Source organism: Intestinimonas timonensis, assembly GCF_900626145.1.
Classification (GTDB): domain Bacteria; phylum Bacillota; class Clostridia; order Oscillospirales; family Oscillospiraceae; genus Intestinimonas; species Intestinimonas aquisgranensis.
Map to the genome: position 1 here is coordinate 49,494 of NZ_LR130817.1, position 14,550 is coordinate 64,043.

Annotated in this window: 22 protein-coding genes and 1 pseudogene; 16 read left to right on the top strand and 7 right to left on the bottom strand. The window is 59.0% G+C overall.

Translation table 11 applies throughout. The features are described 5' to 3' along the window. Positions 1–201: 201 nt before the first annotated feature. Positions 202–474 carry a hypothetical protein gene (locus tag E0E29_RS06220; RefSeq protein ID WP_130849147.1) on the bottom strand — a complete coding sequence of 91 codons (273 nt, stop codon included), beginning with the start codon at positions 472–474 and terminating at the stop codon, positions 202–204. A gap of 124 nt (positions 475–598) precedes the next feature. On the opposite strand from E0E29_RS06220, the gene E0E29_RS06225 reads away from it, so the two are divergent. The 7 genes and pseudogenes from E0E29_RS06225 (at position 599) to E0E29_RS06250 (ending at position 6,995) form a co-directional block, all read left to right on the top strand. Continuing rightward, complete coding sequence (locus E0E29_RS06225; protein ID WP_130849148.1) at positions 599–799, top strand: helix-turn-helix transcriptional regulator; 201 nt, start codon at positions 599–601, stop codon at positions 797–799. Continuing rightward, positions 792–1,757 carry a glycosyltransferase family 2 protein gene (locus tag E0E29_RS06230; RefSeq protein ID WP_130849149.1) on the top strand — a complete coding sequence of 322 codons (966 nt, stop codon included), beginning with the start codon at positions 792–794 and terminating at the stop codon, positions 1,755–1,757. Before E0E29_RS06225 ends, E0E29_RS06230 begins: the two co-directional genes overlap by 8 nt. Then, positions 1,741–2,154: a GtrA family protein gene (locus E0E29_RS06235; protein WP_130849150.1), complete on the top strand. Its 414-nt coding sequence runs from the start codon at positions 1,741–1,743 to the stop codon at positions 2,152–2,154. The genes E0E29_RS06230 and E0E29_RS06235 overlap by 17 nt, the downstream gene beginning before the upstream one ends. Positions 2,155–2,236: 82 nt before the next feature. After that, positions 2,237–3,535 (top strand): lactate racemase domain-containing protein, encoded by a 1,299-nt coding sequence (locus E0E29_RS06240; protein WP_130849151.1) that lies wholly within the window; start codon positions 2,237–2,239, stop codon positions 3,533–3,535. 149 nt (positions 3,536–3,684) lie between these two features. Continuing rightward, positions 3,685–3,873 (top strand): annotated as a pseudogene (locus tag E0E29_RS18660) (sigma factor); the annotation flags it as partial. Between the two features lie 14 nt (positions 3,874–3,887). Further along, positions 3,888–5,120 carry a DUF4179 domain-containing protein gene (locus E0E29_RS18665; protein WP_242622570.1) on the top strand — a complete coding sequence of 411 codons (1,233 nt, stop codon included), beginning with the start codon at positions 3,888–3,890 and terminating at the stop codon, positions 5,118–5,120. A 90-nt stretch (positions 5,121–5,210) separates the two neighbouring features. Further along, entirely contained in the window at positions 5,211–6,995 is a 1,785-nt protein-coding gene (locus tag E0E29_RS06250; protein WP_130849152.1) for an ABC-F family ATP-binding cassette domain-containing protein, read from the top strand. Here the strand turns inward: E0E29_RS06250 and E0E29_RS06255 are convergent, their stop codons facing one another. From E0E29_RS06255 to E0E29_RS06275, 5 genes are all read right to left on the bottom strand, one after another. Next, on the bottom strand, positions 6,996–7,796 hold the full coding sequence (locus E0E29_RS06255; RefSeq protein WP_130849153.1) for a stalk domain-containing protein: 801 nt from the start codon (positions 7,794–7,796) through the stop codon (positions 6,996–6,998). It lies immediately after the preceding gene. Between the two features lie 222 nt (positions 7,797–8,018). After that, positions 8,019–9,071, bottom strand: coding sequence for a tyrosine-type recombinase/integrase (locus E0E29_RS06260; RefSeq protein WP_130849154.1), 1,053 nt, complete (start codon positions 9,069–9,071; stop codon positions 8,019–8,021). Between the two features lie 102 nt (positions 9,072–9,173). Further along, on the bottom strand, positions 9,174–9,530 hold the full coding sequence (locus E0E29_RS06265) for a zinc ribbon domain-containing protein (RefSeq protein WP_130849155.1): 357 nt from the start codon (positions 9,528–9,530) through the stop codon (positions 9,174–9,176). Between the two features lie 47 nt (positions 9,531–9,577). After that, a complete protein-coding gene (locus E0E29_RS06270) occupies positions 9,578–9,994 on the bottom strand; it encodes an ImmA/IrrE family metallo-endopeptidase (protein WP_165449822.1) in 417 nt (138 codons plus the stop codon). Beyond that, on the bottom strand, positions 9,987–10,361 hold the full coding sequence (locus tag E0E29_RS06275) for a helix-turn-helix domain-containing protein (RefSeq protein WP_130849157.1): 375 nt from the start codon (positions 10,359–10,361) through the stop codon (positions 9,987–9,989). The genes E0E29_RS06270 and E0E29_RS06275 overlap by 8 nt, the downstream gene beginning before the upstream one ends. A 155-nt stretch (positions 10,362–10,516) precedes the next feature. Here E0E29_RS06275 and E0E29_RS06280 point away from each other — a divergent pair, with 155 nt between their 5' ends. Both E0E29_RS06280 and E0E29_RS18055 read left to right on the top strand, forming a co-directional pair. Beyond that, complete coding sequence (locus tag E0E29_RS06280) at positions 10,517–10,735, top strand: helix-turn-helix domain-containing protein (RefSeq protein ID WP_130849158.1); 219 nt, start codon at positions 10,517–10,519, stop codon at positions 10,733–10,735. A gap of 18 nt (positions 10,736–10,753) precedes the next feature. After that, positions 10,754–10,918, top strand: coding sequence for a hypothetical protein (locus E0E29_RS18055; RefSeq protein ID WP_165449823.1), 165 nt, complete (start codon positions 10,754–10,756; stop codon positions 10,916–10,918). A gap of 24 nt (positions 10,919–10,942) precedes the next feature. On the opposite strand, the gene E0E29_RS06285 is transcribed toward E0E29_RS18055, so the two are convergent. After that, positions 10,943–11,128: a hypothetical protein gene (locus E0E29_RS06285; protein WP_130849159.1), complete on the bottom strand. Its 186-nt coding sequence runs from the start codon at positions 11,126–11,128 to the stop codon at positions 10,943–10,945. 127 nt (positions 11,129–11,255) lie between these two features. On the opposite strand from E0E29_RS06285, the gene E0E29_RS06290 reads away from it, so the two are divergent. The 7 genes from E0E29_RS06290 to E0E29_RS06310 all read left to right on the top strand — a co-directional run. Then, positions 11,256–11,705 (top strand): helix-turn-helix domain-containing protein, encoded by a 450-nt coding sequence (locus E0E29_RS06290; protein ID WP_130849160.1) that lies wholly within the window; start codon positions 11,256–11,258, stop codon positions 11,703–11,705. 13 nt (positions 11,706–11,718) lie between these two features. After that, positions 11,719–12,084 carry a hypothetical protein gene (locus E0E29_RS06295; protein WP_130849161.1) on the top strand — a complete coding sequence of 122 codons (366 nt, stop codon included), beginning with the start codon at positions 11,719–11,721 and terminating at the stop codon, positions 12,082–12,084. Continuing rightward, positions 12,081–12,404, top strand: a complete 324-nt coding sequence (locus E0E29_RS06300; RefSeq protein ID WP_130849162.1) for a hypothetical protein — start codon at positions 12,081–12,083, stop codon at positions 12,402–12,404. Before E0E29_RS06295 ends, E0E29_RS06300 begins: the two co-directional genes overlap by 4 nt. A 141-nt stretch (positions 12,405–12,545) precedes the next feature. Further along, positions 12,546–12,698 carry a hypothetical protein gene (locus E0E29_RS18060; protein WP_165449824.1) on the top strand — a complete coding sequence of 51 codons (153 nt, stop codon included), beginning with the start codon at positions 12,546–12,548 and terminating at the stop codon, positions 12,696–12,698. 93 nt (positions 12,699–12,791) lie between these two features. Next, the gene (locus E0E29_RS06305; RefSeq protein WP_130849163.1) at positions 12,792–13,661 is read left to right on the top strand and encodes a prohibitin family protein; all 870 of its coding nucleotides are present in this window, start codon (positions 12,792–12,794) and stop codon (positions 13,659–13,661) included. After that, positions 13,658–13,804, top strand: coding sequence for a hypothetical protein (locus E0E29_RS18065; protein ID WP_165449825.1), 147 nt, complete (start codon positions 13,658–13,660; stop codon positions 13,802–13,804). The genes E0E29_RS06305 and E0E29_RS18065 overlap by 4 nt, the downstream gene beginning before the upstream one ends. A 13-nt stretch (positions 13,805–13,817) precedes the next feature. After that, on the top strand, positions 13,818–14,550 hold a 733-nt coding region (locus tag E0E29_RS06310; RefSeq protein WP_130850799.1), incomplete at its 3' end, for a helix-turn-helix domain-containing protein.

Below are 14,550 nucleotides of genomic sequence, written 5' to 3' on the forward strand. Positions count from 1 at the left end.
AGGCCGCTGCATCGCACTCGCTTCGCTCGCACGTTTGCGGCCTGAGCAGTGTTTTTTCCGAGGCACATGTCCCCGGAAAAAACAGACTGTACTTGATTCCGTCGTCTGCGGACGACGGAACTCTGCGAGGCTCTTGCACAAAATCTGACGTATATGCCCTTTTTCGACAACCTGGACCTTCCCCCTCAGGGGGAAGGCTTTTCATTTCTCCGGCAGCAGGTCCAGCCGGCCCATGGAGATGCCCAGCTGAAGGCCCATGAGAAAGGCCCGCTCCGTCTCAAAGCCGGCCAGGGCGTTTTCCGCGTCCGCTGCGGCCAGCAGGGCGTGTCCCATCTCCCCCTGGTAGCGCTGCCGCAGCTGGGCCCAGAGGGCCTCCCCCTCCGCTTGACACTGGCGGTAGTCGGCGTCGCAGGTCAGCTCCTCCCGCATGCACCCCAGGGCGGCATCGGTCAAAAAACGGAGGGCATTGTCCATATTGATTACCTCGACAAGAATATAGCACATTGCAATAACCAGGTCAATCACTATTATTGCAATAAGCAATAATTTACACATATTGCACAGAGCTATATAATGAATCACACGAGGGAGGTGCCCTATGGATTATCGGGATCTCATCCGCAAAAAACGGGAGGAAAAAGGATTAAGCCAAAATCAGCTTTCAAAGCTGCTGGGGATCTCTCAGCCGTATATGAACCAGATCGAGACTGGAGCGAGAAACCCCACCCTTCCACTGATGATGAAGATATGTGAAGTATTGGAGATTTCTATGTTTGAGGTACCAAAAGAAAATGAATAATACATTATATATCGTCGTCCCCTGTTATAACGAGGAGGCCGTGCTGCCGGAGACCGCCAGGCGACTGGGGGAGAAGCTGACGAGCCTGACGGCGGCGGGGAAGATTTCGGACAAGAGCCGGGTCCTCTTTGTGAACGACGGCTCCAAGGACGGCACCTGGTCCATCATCAGCGGCCTGCACCAAAGTGATTCACGGTTCTCCGGTGTGGACCTGAGCCGGAACCAGGGCCATCAGAACGCCCTGCTGGCGGGGCTTATGACGGGCAAGGACCGGGCGGATATGGTCATCTCCATGGACGCCGATCTTCAGGACGACATCGACGCCGTGGACGCCATGGTAGACAAGTACCACGAGGGGTGCGACATCGTCTATGGGGTGCGCTCCGCCCGGGAGAAGGATACCTTCTTCAAGCGTGTCACCGCCGAGGGCTTTTACCGCTTTATGAGCTTTCTGGGGGCGGAGACCGTGTTCAACCACGCCGACTACCGCCTCATGTCCCGCCGTGCCCTGGAGGGCCTGGCCCAGTTCAAGGAGGTCAACCTCTTCCTGAGGGGCATTGTGCCCATGATCGGCTACACCACCGGCTATGTCTCCTACGAGCGTGGGGAGCGCTTCGCCGGAGAGAGCAAGTACCCCCTCAAAAAGATGCTCTCCTTCGCCCTGGAGGGCATCACCAGCCTCTCCACCAAGCCCATCCGGTACATCACCCTGCTGGGCTTCCTGGTCTTTCTGGTGAGCATCGCCATGCTCATCTACTCCATCGTCCGCTGGGCCATGGGGGAGACCATTCTGGGCTGGGCCAGCCTCATCTGCTCGGTGTGGGCCATCGGCGGGCTGATCCTGCTGTCCCTGGGGGTTATCGGGGAGTATATCGGCAAAATCTACCTGGAGACCAAGGCCCGGCCCCGGTTCCTGATCCGGGAGGTATTGGAGGAGCGGGATGAAGAAGCTCTTTGATGTGAGCATGCTCAAATTTCTCCTGGTGGGGGTGGGGAACACCCTCCTCTCCACGGTACTCATGTTCGCCCTGGAGGGCCTGGGCTACTGGCCCTCCACCGCCATCGCCTATGTGGCCGGGGCGGTGATGAGCTTTTTCCTCAACCGGCGCTTCACCTTCCACAGCGACGAGGTAATGTGGAAGGCGGCGGTGAAATTTGCTATCAACGTGGCGGTGTGCTATGTGGTGGGCTACGGCCTGGCCCGGCTGGTGATGGGGGTGCTCGCCCCTCTCAACCCCCTCCCCGCAATCTGGTGGGAGCGGCTCTCCAAGCTGGTGGGCATGGGCCTCTACACCGTCTTCAACTATTTCGGACAGCGCTTTTTTGCCTTCCGCCGGAGAGGTAGTACCACTTGACTTTCCTGGAGTAAAGTGCTACCATCATAAATCGATACCGGCGTCCTTTGACGCAAACCCCAGAAACAGAAGGCGAAAAACAATGGAAACCATGAAATACAGCGACACCGCATTCCCAGTGCATCTGGACCCCGGCCAGATTGTGGCGGAGCTCCATGCCAACGCGGTGGATCTTCCCAAGCGGACGGTGCGTGAGCACATCGAGTACGCCCTGGACCACCCCATCGGTTCCGGCCCCATTGAGGAGGCCGTGCAGGCCGGGGACAAGGTGTGCATCATCATCTCCGACGTGACTCGGCGCTGGCAGCAGCCCAGCACCTACCTGCCCATCCTGGTGGAGCGGCTCAACCGGGCCGGCATCCCCGACAAGGACATCCTCATCCTCTGCGCCACCGGCACCCACCGGCGGCAGACCGAGGAGGAGCATATCTCCCTGGTGGGGGAGTACCTCTACCGCCGCATCCGGTTCATCGACCACCAGTGTGACGACAAAGAGCACCTCACCTATATGGGCACCACCAGCCGGGGCACGCCGGTGTGGCTGGACAGCTATGCTATGGCCTGCGACAAGCTCATCCTCACCGGCGGCGTGGTCTATCACTTCCTGGCCGGCTTCGGCGGCGGCCGGAAGTCCATCGTCCCCGGCATCGCCGGCCGTGAGACCATCAATACCAACCACAACAACGCCCTCAATCCCGGCCTGGGCAGCGGCTCCAACCCCCGGGTGTGCAACGGCAACATGGGGGAGGACAACCCCTTCCACGCCGATCTCATGGAGTGCGCCGCCTTTGCCAAGCCCGCCTACCTGCTCAATGTCATCGTGGATGACGATTATCAGATCGTGGGCGCCTTTGCCGGCGACTGGCGGGAGGCCCACAGGGCGGCGGCCAAGGTGGTGGAACAGATGGACGGCGTGCCCATCCCCCACCGCACCCCCCTGGTCATCGCCAGTGCGGGGGGCTATCCCAAGGACATCAACCTCTACCAGTCCTCAAAGACCCTGACCAACGCCATGTCCGCCACTGCCCCCGGCGGCACCATCATCCTGCTTTCCCAGTGCCGGGAGGGCTTCGGCGACGCCGACTGCGAGGCTCAGATCTGCGAGTACGACACCATGGATGAGCGGGAAAAGGCCCTCCGGGCCGACTTCTCCATCGGTGGCTTTATCGGTTTCCTCTTCGCTGAAATGGCGAAGAACTACAACCTGATCTTGGTCACCGAGCTGGACGTCCAGCGCTTTGGACGAACCAAGATCCAGGTGGCCCGGACTCTGGATGAAGCTTTGAAACTGGCCGCCCGATGCAACGGCGGCAGTCTGGCAGGGGTGGAGACCATCCTCATGCCTCACGGCGGCAGCACCGTCCCCCTGCCCCAGGCATGATGAGTTGAACACAGAAAAAATGGCCGCGATCCGCGGCCATTTTTTTCTGCCCTGCGCACGAAAATACCCCTGCTCCGTCGTTATATCAGTAGAAAGGAGGGGGAGCGGTGGAACAACTGACCGTGGACCGGGCCCTGGCGGCCTGGGCGGTGGAGCAGTACGGCTCCATGGTGCTGCGGCTGGCCTTCCAGCGGCTCAAAAGCCAGGCCGACGCCGAGGATGTGGGCCAGGAGGTTTTTCTCGCCCTGCTGAGGGAGCGCACCTTTCAGGATGAGGACCATCTGAAGCGGTGGCTGGTCCGGGTGACCCTCCACAGGTGTGAGGACCTGCGCCGGTCCGCCTGGCGGCGGCGGTGTGTGCTGCCCTACTGGTCACTGCTGTGGCGGTCTCACCTGGCCTGCGTGAGGCCCTGCTGGTCACTCTGGGAAATTTCGCGCCCTATGCCCAAGAGGTGGATGGGGTATCCGCCACCGACCAGGGCATCGAGATCCGGGCAATCTCCGCCCTCTCGGACGGTAATACTGCCCGGGTGTATCTGGAGGTCCGGGACCGGACCGGGGACCGGCTGGGAGAGGATACGGAGCTGACGGTGGCCATGGCCCAGCGGCCGGAGGCAGACTATGAGACCTGGAGCTGGACCGGCGCCAAGGCGGTCAGCTACGACGCCGAGACCAAGACCGCCCTGGTGCGCTTTGATTTCAACGCCGACGGAGTGGCTGCTGTGGGCGGCACCTTGGAGCTCACCATTGACGGCGTATACGGCGGGATGTGGCATGAGTCGGGCCGGTTCGATGAAAGCCTCCTCACCGAGGCCACCCTGGAGACCATGACCCTGGACACCGGGGAGACGGTGCTGATGCCGGAGCAGACCCCGGCGGAGCTGGAGGGGACGGCGCTGGCGGAGCTGTCCTCCATCGGTTTCGGAACGGACGGCAGGCTCCATATCCAGCTCCGATGCGACGGAAAGGGCATTCATGTCCCAAGCTCCACCTTCTCTGTGGTGGTGAACAGCCGGAGCGCGGGAGAGACGGTGGAGAGCCGTGAGCGCTATTTCCGGTATACGCAGGACTGGACGGAGGTCCGCTTCCAACAGGATGGAGTATGGTACATGGACCGTTGCTATCAGATCACCCAGGAGGACCTTCCTGATCTCCTTGTGGGGCAGGTGTCTATTCTGGCGGCAGACAGCCCGGCAGTGGAGGGAAACTGGGCACTCACCGTCCCCCTGGAGGATGTGCCCCACCGGCGCATCCAGCTGGAGGAGACCGTTGGCGATATCACCATCCGGGCCCTGGACATCACGGCCTTGGGTCTGTCTGCGGAATGTGTGTCCGCAGACGGGATGAGTCTCCAATATTCTCCCGCTCTCTACCTGGCGGACGGCACCATATGCAAGGAGCTCATACCGGGCGGCACCTTCTACCTGGGATCTGGAGATGGTTCGGAGGACTATACGTATAGTCGGTGGGATCTGCAGGACCCCATCGATCCGGAGCAGGTGGTGGGGGTGTCCTTCGGCCTGTGGTACATCCCCATTGAGGGAGAAACCGCCGGGCCGGGCTGCTGGTTGGAGACCCTTCCATAATGACGCCCCCCGGCCTCATGGCCGGGGGGTTCCTATTTTTGGGGAAATCGTGTATACTGGAGGGCAGATCCACAAAAGTGAGGGAACCATATGCTGCTTTCGGCGGAACACATTACAAAGACCTACGGGACACGGTCCGTGCTGGATGACGTGTCCCTCTATCTGGAGCCCGGCGAGAAGCTGGGGGTCATCGGCGTCAACGGCACGGGGAAGAGCACCCTGCTGCGCATCCTGGCGGGAGCCGAGGAGCCCGACGGCGGTTCGGTGAGCCGGGACCCCAACGTGCGCCTGGACTACCTGCCCCAGCTCCCCAACTTCGACCCGGCCAACACCGTGCTGGAGCAGGTCTTTGCCGGGCTCTCGGATGAGGCACGGGCGGTGGCCGAGTACGAGGCCAAGACCATCCTTACCCGGCTGGGGGTGCCCATGTTCGACCAGCCGGTGGGGCAGCTCTCCGGCGGCCAGCGCAAGCGGGTGGCCCTGTGCGCCGCCCTGGTCAGCGGCTGCGACGTCCTCATCCTGGACGAGCCCACCAACCATCTGGACAGCGGCATGGTTGCCTGGCTGGAAGACTATCTGCGCTCCTTCAAGGGAGCCCTGGTCATGGTCACCCACGACCGCTACTTCCTGGAGCGGGTCACCCAGCGCCTGGTGGAGGTGGAGCGGGGCAAGCTCTATTTCTACGAGGGCAACTATGACAAGTACCTGGAGCGGAAGGCCCAGCGGGAGGAGATGGCCCAGGCCAGCGAGCGCAAGCGGCAGTCCATCCTCCGCCGGGAGCTCCAGTGGGTGATGCAGGGCCCCACCGCCCGGGGCACCAAGAGCCGGGAGCGGCTGGAACGGTACGAGGCCCTGAAGGAGCAGAAGGGCCTGGAGGAGAAGGCCTCCATGGAGATCACCGCCCTCTCCTCCCGGCTGGGCAAGAAGACCATCTCCCTCCAGCACGTGTCCAAGGCCTTTGGGGAGCGGACCGTCCTCCGCGACTTCAGTCTGGAGCTGCTGCGGGACGACCGCATCGGCGTGGTGGGCACCAACGGCAGCGGCAAGTCCACCCTCCTCAACCTCATCGCCGGGCGGCTTACTCCCGACAGCGGCACCATCGAGGTGGGAGAGACGGTGCGGATCGGCTACTTCTGTCAGGAGACCCCCATCCTGGACCCGGAGCAGCGGGTCATCGACTATGTGAAAGACATCGGGGACAGCATCCAGACCCGGGAGGGGAAGGTCACCGCCTCCCAGCTCCTGGAGCAGTTCCTCTTCCCCAAGGATGAGCAGTGGGCACCCATCGGCCGGCTCTCTGGCGGAGAGAAGCGGCGGCTCTTCCTCCTCGCCGTCCTGGCCGCCGCCCCCAACGTGCTGCTGCTGGACGAGCCAACCAACGATCTGGATATCCAGACCCTCACCATTCTGGAGGACTATCTGGAAAACTTCCCCGGCGCCGTCATTGCCGTCTCCCACGACCGCTACTTCCTGGACAAGACGGCAAACCGTCTGCTGGAGGTTGGGCCTGAGGGCGTGGTCACCGAGTATGTGGGCAACTACACCGACTACCTGGCCGCCCGCCAGGAGAGGGACAAAGAAAAGGAAAAGGCCCGGAAGACCGCTCCCGAGAAAAAGGAGGAGCGGCCCACGGGCCAGAAGAAGCTGCGCTTCAGCTACAAGGAACAGCGGGAGTTCGAGACCATCGACGACGACATCGCCGCCCTGGAGGGGGAGATCGCCGCCGTCAAGGCCGAGGCGGAGGCCAAGGCCAGCGACTACGTGGCCCTCCAGGAGCTCCAGGCCAAGCAGGAGGCCCTGGAGACCGCCCTGGAGGAGAAGATGGACCGCTGGGTCTACCTCAACGACCTGGCCGAGCGCATCGCCAACCAGTAGTCATCGGTAGAACCAGTGGCCGCCGATGGTGGCCACATAGTCCCGGTTCTCCATGATCCAGTGATTGCCGGCCAGGGAGGGGGCCAGAAAGTAGAGGCTGTCCCCTACCGTGTCGGCCCCCTCCAGCACCAGCTTGGCGGCGATGACGCTCTCCTGGGTGGGGGTGCTGTAGACGGTGCCGTTCTGGACCGGCTCGAACTGACCGCCCCAACGGCTGTCAAAGATGACGCCGTAGATGGTGTTGGGGAACTCAGCGTGGCCCACCCGGTTGAGGATCACGTTTCCAACTCCCACCTTGCCGGTCAGGGGTTCCCCCTGACTCTCGGCGGAGATGATGCGGGAGAGCCAGTAGAGGGCGTCGGGATCGTAGACGTCGTACTCGGTGAGAATGGTGCCGTCACCGGAGGTGACGGTCACCTCACCGGTGGCGCTGTTCCAGTCCACGTCGGCGCCCAGAGCCTCGGCCAGCACCCGTACGGGCACAAGAGTACGGCCGTTTTCCAACAGAACGCCCTGGGGGATGTAGAGGGCCCGGCCGTTGACCTCCAAATAGAGGGCGCCGGGCTGGGCGGTGAGGGAGAAGTCCTGCCCCTCCGCTGAGGCCCGGTCGCCGGTCCAGAGGATGAGGGCGTCGGGTTGAAGAGCCTGCGTCACTGCCCGAAGGGAGACGTAGGTGGTATTGTTTCGCACGGTAGCGTCGGTGTCTACGGTGCGGCCGTCAACGGTCAGGGTACTGGCCGCCAGGGCCGGGGTAAGGGTCAGAGAAAGGCTCAGGGCCAGACTCATCAAAAGGCGTTTCATGGTGGGTCCTCCTGAAAAAGTTGTAACCAAATTGTAACTAATTTTCCCCGCCAGGGCAAGGCACAATCTTTTCCAGGGTCGAAAAGCGGGGATGATTCCTATACCCTGCCTTGTAAATTGATTAAAATTCGGATATTTAGAAAAGACTGGGCCGCAAGGGATTGCGGCCCAGTTTGTTATTAACCCGTTACTTGCCCGTTACGAATGGGTGGTATTTAGTGATTATGCCAAGAGCAAAATGGCGGCCCTAAGCTGCTCAATGTCTGTCTTGGTATAGTGTTCGGTCACGTTGCTGTCCGCATGCCCCAAGATGCGCTTGATCTCCAAATCAGGCGCGCCGGCAGCGTGGAGGCGGGTGAAGGCGGTATGACGGCACCAATGAGGGGTGGCCTGGGGGAGGCCGAGATCTGCTACAATAGGGTTGAAGGCATGCTTGCAGTACCAGTCATAAGTCAGGCGGCGGCCAGTGTCCCCGCAGATGATGGTGCTGCCTCCACGGGAGAGCCAGCGGAGCAGATACGGCTTGATCTTGGGGTGAACGGGGACGATCCGGTCCCGGCCGGCGCGGGTCTTGGAGCCGCCGCGCAGATAATCTCCCTCCCGGTCATAGGCAAAGGGTGTGAGGCCCAGAAACTCATTGATGCGGAAGCCGGTATAGCACAGCATCAGAACGGTATCAGCCCAGGGACGGCCGGAGGCGGCCATCTCCTCCAAGTGTTTTATCTGGAAATCGTTGAAGACCCCCTTTTCATGCTTTGCGCCTACGGAGGGCATCTGGATGAATGCGGAGTAATCCTTGTCCACGATATCCCGCTCCATCGCATAGCGGAACAGAGAGCGCATGAGAAGCCGGTCATTTTTCAGGGTAGACTGGGAGAGTCCCGCGGCCTCGTCGGCGTCAATGATCCGCTGAAGGTGATCTATGGAGACGTCCTTCATCTTCATCCCGGCCAGGGCCTGCACACGGCTCCAGGAGGAGCGATAGCTGGTCACGGAGGCGTCGCCTGCCTTGGCATATTTCCGGGCCGACCACAGTTCATAGACCTTTCCAACAGTGATCGTGAGCCGGTCTAACTCCGAACCCGTCAGGGCGGTATGGTGAGCATCATTGTAAGCATCCAGCGCAGCCTGTGCCTCGCTGAGCCTGGCATGGTAGCTCACTGCCTTTTGTACCAGCCGGCCATATTTGTCACGGACGGATACCCGCACCGCATAGGGCCTCCGGCGGTTGCCGGAGAGCTTGACCACGGTTCCTGTCCCATTGGCACGCCTCATATGCTCACCCCGTTATCATACAAATGTTCGATTTCTTGGACTTTTAAAGGCCGGGGCCGCTGCCCCGGCCTTTCACGATTTTTCAGAAATAATCGGATAACTTTATTTTATTTTTGCTGTAATTTTCCCCGATATCCGATTGAACCCAATTTCAACTCTTGTATCTTTTTGCAGGTCAAATTCAAGAGTAGTCTTCCGAATGCTAGCTGAGAGTTCTAGGACACAAGGTCCAGGTTCTACCTCTATTGTTTCGGTATGACCATTTTCGACAGAAGCAAAGATTGTCCCATTGATGGTCGCCTTAATTGGAGGATTCAGTAAGTAAATCTGACTTGCCCGGTCTAATATCAGTTTCACCGTTCCAGAGCCGGTTTCGGTAGAGAAGTTCTGCTTTGCACCACACTTGTGGCAAAACAAAGCATTATTTTGAAGTTCTTCTCCACACATAGAGCAAAACATTATAAATCCCTCCCACAAATACTTCTCTATGGTAGGCGTGTGCAATATCAAGTCCTAAAAACTGTTTGGTAATACTGCAATGCATCCCGTAAAAAAGGCTCGGTTACATCAAAATATTCAGCCAACTCCCAAGGCTCATGGTAGCCCTGGCGGTAGGCCTCTATCAGCTCGTCCTCTGGGACGAGCTTTTCATATGCCCAGCGATTGGCATGCAGCTCATGCTTTTGACGGAGATCATGAGCTGCGCAACGGTTGTAGAAGGCGCCGGTCTCACAGTGGCCCAACTCATGGGCCAGCTTACACTTTTCGTCGGCCAGGGTGGGCATCCGCCAGGGGTCCATGGCGATGGCGTAGCTCCCGTCGTCCAGGGAAATGGACAGGGACTCAGCGGCGCCGAGGTCAAACCAGTAGACGTCAATGCTGTGGGCCTCCGCGAGGTTATAGAGCTCCAGGAGTTCAGCCATTCTTTTTCTCCTGACGTTTTTTCTCAGCAAGGAAGGCCGCAAACCGTTCGACATCATTCCACATGTCGTCCAGTTCCTCTTGACTTAGGTCCTTTTCTCCGCCCCAGAAGGCGGCCTTCATTTGACCTTTGGTAACTTCATCTTCATGTGATGGAGACGAAGAGGAAGGCTTTGAGCTATCAGAGCGACCAATCACATAATCAACGGAGACAGAGAAATAGTCGGCAATTTTTTGGAGCGTATCAAAATCGGGTTCGTATTTACCAGTTTCATAGCCGGAGAGAGCTGCTTGACTGACAGAAATGTTTTTTGCCAGTTCAACTTGTTTCAGCCCTCTGGCAGTGCGGAGCTCACGGATTCGGTTCATTATATCAACCACCTTGATTCTATATTAGCATGATTGATACAGCCAAAAAAGAAAATATCAAGAAACTTTAATAAATGCTTGACATATAAAGAAACTTGATATATTATGATTGCGTACAAGATATAAAGAAACTTGATATGAAGAGGAGGGAGAAAATGAAAGGGCTTCGACGACTTCGCCAGATGGCCAATTTGACACAGAAAAAGTTGGCTGAGCAGCTAAATGTGAGTCAGTCCAATATTGCCATGTGGGAAACAGGAGCGGCGATGCCAAGTGCTTCAAAATTGCCCGAATTGGCCGACTTGCTCCACTGTAGCATTGACGCCCTCTACGGCCGGGAGCCGCCCGGGGTGGAGGAGAAGGACGCCAGCTGAGTGAGGAGGTGAATAAGGATGAATACAGGTTTTGAGAGGTACACACTGGTATTTGAGATAAACGTAGATCGTGAGAGTTTAATATCAAGATTGCTGACGCTGAAGGAACAGGCCAGCGCAGTAGCTACGGAAGCGAACAGGATTATCTCGGATCTCCAGCAGGCCACCGAAAATAAAAGCTGAGGCCATGGAGGCCTCAGCTAGTGCTCAGGGAAGGTACTCCAGAATTGCTGTTTTGAACTCATGCAGGGCGTAGAAAGTCTGCCGTGCGAATTCATGGAGCTCACCATCCGTAACAGGGCGCTTCCCGTAAGGGTCGCTTAAGGCCAGCGTGTCTGTTTTGTAGGATTCAAGCGCTTGATTCAGACGCTCTTCAAGTTCCTGCTTTGTCAATTCTTTCACCCCCTTTCTACCACCCGAATTTTACCACGGGTGGCGGAAGGGGACAAGAAGAGTACTGGGGAACGAGATTATCTGCTCCCCTACACCATCATCATATCCCATTGAGGAGGGAAACACCATGCCGGAGGAATGCCGGAATATCTACAAAATCTGCCGCAAGGCCGCCGGGTTTACCCAGGAGGCGGCAGCGGAGCGGCTGGGCATCAGCGTGGAGTCCATGCGGGCCTATGAGACCGGACAGCGGACGCCGCCTGATGATGTGGTGGACCTCATGTCCATCCTGTACAACGCCCTGCATCTGATCGCATGGCACGCCCGTGAGAAAAACGCCATGTACAGCCGGGTGGTGCCGGAGATCCAGCCCCGGTCAGTACTGGAGGCCAGCGCCAAGCTGACCAATCGCATCTACAAGTTTGCCGACGCCCACAGAAACCGGCGGCTCATGGAGATAGCGGAAGATAACGTCATTGACACCGGCGAACGCCCGGAGTACGACGAAATCCTGGACGAGCTCGATGGAATCGTGGAGGCCGCCCTGGAACTGCGGTGCGCCCGACAGGGCGAGTGAGGAGGGAAACAGAATGAAACGGAAATCGAATGCCCCCACAGATGAGGAGATCATGGAGCACGCCAATGTGCCGGTATGGCTGGCGGCTTCTGCGATTGGCTGGTCGTCCTGCACTTTGGCATCGGCGCTCCAGCAGGGCCGGGTCCCTTTCGGTTTTGCGGTGCAGAACGATGATACCGGGACATGGGCCTATAACATCAATCCCGCCGGCCTGATCCGCTACCGCCATGGGGAGTTCCAAGCCATGGGCATGCGGGAGCTGAAAGAGATCTGGTCCGACATTGCCAACAGCATTGTGGACGCAAAACTGGAGTCAGCGCGGGTCATGGCGGCCGCCGTCACCGGAGCCGTGATGGGAATGGGGGGAGCGGCATCATGAGCGAGCGGGACTTTATGGCTAAGGTGCTGGCCGAATGGGCGGCCCAGAAAGCCAAGCGGGAAGAAGACTGGCCCAAGGCACTGGATAAGCTGCATATCACCTTTGAGGCCAGCCATGGAGGTGGGTACCCCAAGTGTCTGGTTGTACGGGACAGCGAGGAGGAGCGGCTGCGCTACCTATGGGAGCTGGGTTTCGGAGTACGAAGGCATTTTTACTTTGAGGAAACTTATGACACCCGTGAGGAGCACTGGGTAGAGCTGTCCGGCGGGATCGTGTGCAGCCTGTCCAGCGGCTGGGTGTGCGATAAGGCGCCCCTGTGAGCATCAACACGACCGTGCCGCCGCTGGGGCGGCGGGGATCAGGCGGAGCCGGCTCTTTCCCCCGGTAGGACGCCCGCCTCTGGCGTCACCGCGACCCGCCGCGCCAGGAGCGGCACGGAATAAACAGAAGGAGGGATTCACATGGACTACATGGACGCGGACTGGACCCCAGTGAGGGAAAATCCCCGCAGGGAATCGGGGCACGGCCTTGGAATCGTGCTGAAGGCAGTCGTAGTGATGGCAGCTATGGTCGCTGTTGCCGTGCTCACCGGAGCAGTGGTCTGCCTGAGATAGGAGGGGCGATATGAAGGCTGTGCTGTTCCTGTTTCTTATCATCTTCGCCACTGTTTTTTCCATCGTATATTACATGATGAATCGGAGGTAACTATGAAATACTTTGCATTTATCGCGGCTGTCGTCGTAGCTCTGGCGTGTGCCATCGGGGCCATTGTATCCTTGGAGATCGTTGAGACTGGAAATGTGGGCGTGGTCTACTCCACCAAGGGAGTGGAGGAGGAGACCATTTCTCAGGGGTGGCATTTCATGAGCCCGTTCCGCCATGTCAAGCAGTTCCCCATCTCCCAGCAGCAGATCGTTTTTTCCGATGACCCAGCGGACTACAACGATAACAAGCACCCAGACTGGTCCATCGATGCCCCCGCCAATGGGGGTATGGTCAAGATCAATCTCACCGTCAACTACAATTTTATCCCGGACAGGGTGGTCGATCTCTACCGCAAATTCAACGGTATGGATGGTTATACCATCGTGGAATCCCGCGTCCAGAACAGCATCATTGCCTATGTCAAAGAAGTCACGCCGAAGTTTACGGTGATGGACATCTACTCGGATAAGAAGTCCGAGGTCAACGATGCCATCACCACCTACCTCAACGAAAGACTGACTGAGGAATATGGGATCAATGTCTCCAGTGCCTTGGTCATCGATGTGGAGCTGGACAATACCCTCATGGCCAAGGTACAGGCCAAGGAGCAGGCCAAGCAGGATGCAGAAATCGCGGAGCTGGAGCGCCAGACAGCCCAGGCCCAGGCAGAGACCGATCGTGTGATCGCGGAATCTGAGGCCGCCGTAAAGCTCATCGAAGCGGAGGCAGAGGCAGAGGCAAATCGCATCATTGCCGCATCCATTACTCCTGAGCTCATCCAGATGAAAGAGGCTGAGGCGAGGCTGGAGCATGGCTGGATCACTGTCCAGGGGGCAAACACAGTCGTGACGGAAGCAGGCGGTGCCGCATGATCGCCGAGCTTCAACGGTCCTGGCAGAAGATGACCCGGGCGGAGCGCCGCCGTACCCTGCGCATCCTGCGGGAGAGTGCCGTGGTGCTCGGCTGCATCGTGGTGGCCATCGGTCTGCCCGGCTGGGTCGAGTATATCTTGTGAGGAGCGTGGTGGTATGGCAGAGCGACCGGCCTACTGGGCCGTCATTCCCGCCTCCGTCCGCTACGACCAGGACCTGCCCCCCAATGCAAAGCTGCTCTACGGGGAGGTGACCGCCCTCTCGGACAAGCGTGGGTATTGCTATGCCCAGAACGGCTACTTTTCGGAGCTGTTCAGCCTGTCCGAGCGGAGCATCACCCGGCTCTTTGCGGTGCTGGTGGATCGGGGCTATCTGCGGGTGGACGTGATCCGGGACGAGAGCACCCAGGAGGTGCTGGAGCGGCGGATCTATCCCATTTACGACCACGGGATATCAGAACCCCCTCCCGACATTTTTGTCGGGACCCCTCCTGACATTGCGCCGCAAGACATGGGCGGAGACTATACCCCTCCCGACAATTTTGTCAGGACTCCTCCTGACAATTCTGACGGGACCCCTCCCGACAAAAATGTCGGGGGGAACGGTACAAGTTATGATTATAATATACCCCCTATAGTCCCCCAAGGGGGACAGCCCGAAAAACCGAAAGAACCCAAAGAACCGAAGCGGAAGCGGGCGTCCAAGAGCGTGCCCGCCTGGAAGCCGGAGCGCTTCGAGGCTTTTTGGAAGTTCTATCCCCGGCATGAGGACCGGGTGAGCGCCGTCCGGGAATGGGACAGGCTCAAGCCGGACGACGCTCTCATCGACACCATTGCCCGGGCCCTCAAGCGGCAGGTGCAGAACAAGGACTGGGCGGTGCCATACGCCT